This is a genomic window from Streptomyces chattanoogensis, assembly GCF_001294335.1.
GTDB lineage: Bacteria > Actinomycetota > Actinomycetes > Streptomycetales > Streptomycetaceae > Streptomyces > Streptomyces chattanoogensis.
Window position 1 is genome coordinate 1 of the sequence record NZ_LGKG01000018.1, and the last position, 1,203, is coordinate 1,203.

Consider the following 1,203-nt stretch of genomic DNA (forward strand, 5'->3'; position numbering starts at 1 on the left):
TCGAAAGGGGCCGCCACGCCGACCTGGTGGCGGCCGGTGGCCGCTACGCGCAGCTCTGGGCACGTCACGAAGAGGCCGCGCGCTGGGGGCTCACCGGCACTGGCGCCGCGCAGGGCACGAAGGAAAAGAAAAGGGAGACGACCCGATGAGGCGAATACTGCGCCTGATGCTCACCGCCGCAGGTCCCTACGCCCCGCAGTTCCGTACCACCCTGCGGATCTCGGTCGCGGCGGCCCTCGTCCAAGCGGCCGCCTACGCCACCTTTGTGCCGCTGCTCGCCGAGCTGTCCCGCGAGCAGGTACGGGCCGGTTGGGCGTGGTGGTGGGTCGGGGTGCTGGCCGCCCTGGTGGTGGTCGAGGGTGCGCTGCGGGTGCGCGAGTCGGCGTTCCTCTACGACCACTGGCATCTGGTCACCCAGGCGACCCGGCTCCGTCTCGGGAAGTCCCTGCGCTCCATGCCCCAGCAGGAGCTGGCCCGCCGAGCCGCCGGCGACCTGACCTCGGTCGTCGGCAACAACGCCACCACGGCGGCCTCCGCCCTCTCCTCCCTGTCGACTCTGTTCGTCCAACTGATCGCGGTCCCGACGGTGTTGGGAGTCGTGATCGTGGCCCTGGACTGGCGGCTCGGGCTGGTTCTCGTCGCCGCCGCCCTGGCGGCACTGCCGTTCGTACGCCAAGTGCAGAGGCGCTCCAACACCGGCTTGCGGGACGTGAACGACGCCGACGCGGCAACCTCCGATCGCATCGTGGAGCACGTCCAAGGGCTGCCGGTCCTCAAGGCCACCGGGCAGGCCGGGGCGGACTCCCCGCGCCTGATGCCCGTGCTGACCCATCAGCACGGGGCCCAGGCGGCCGCGAACCGCTCGGCCGCCATGCCTGTCGCGGGTGCACAGCTCGTGGTGCAACTGGCCGTGGTGGCTCTGGTCGCGGTCGGCGCGGGGCTGGTCCTCGACGCCCGGCTGCCGGTCGCGGTGCTGGTCGCTGTCGTGGTCACGGCCGCGCGGTTCGCCGAGCCACTGAGCCTGGCCGCGACGATGACCAAGCTGTTCGAGCTGTCCGAGGCGGCGTTGAGCAGGATCGGCGACGTCCTCGACGTGCGGCCACTGCCGGTCGCACCGGGCGGGAGCGAACCGAAGACCTTCGACATCCGCTTCGAGGACGTCACCTTCGCCTACGACGGCCAGAGCGAGCCGTCCTTGACCGG

At 71.6% G+C, this 1,203-nt stretch carries 1 protein-coding gene; it reads left to right on the forward strand.

Features of this window, described 5'->3' with window-relative positions; genetic code table 11:
- Positions 1–145 precede the first annotated feature (145 nt).
- On the forward strand, positions 146–1,203 hold a 1,058-nt coding region (locus ADL29_RS05625; RefSeq protein WP_169795193.1), incomplete at its 3' end, for an ABC transporter transmembrane domain-containing protein.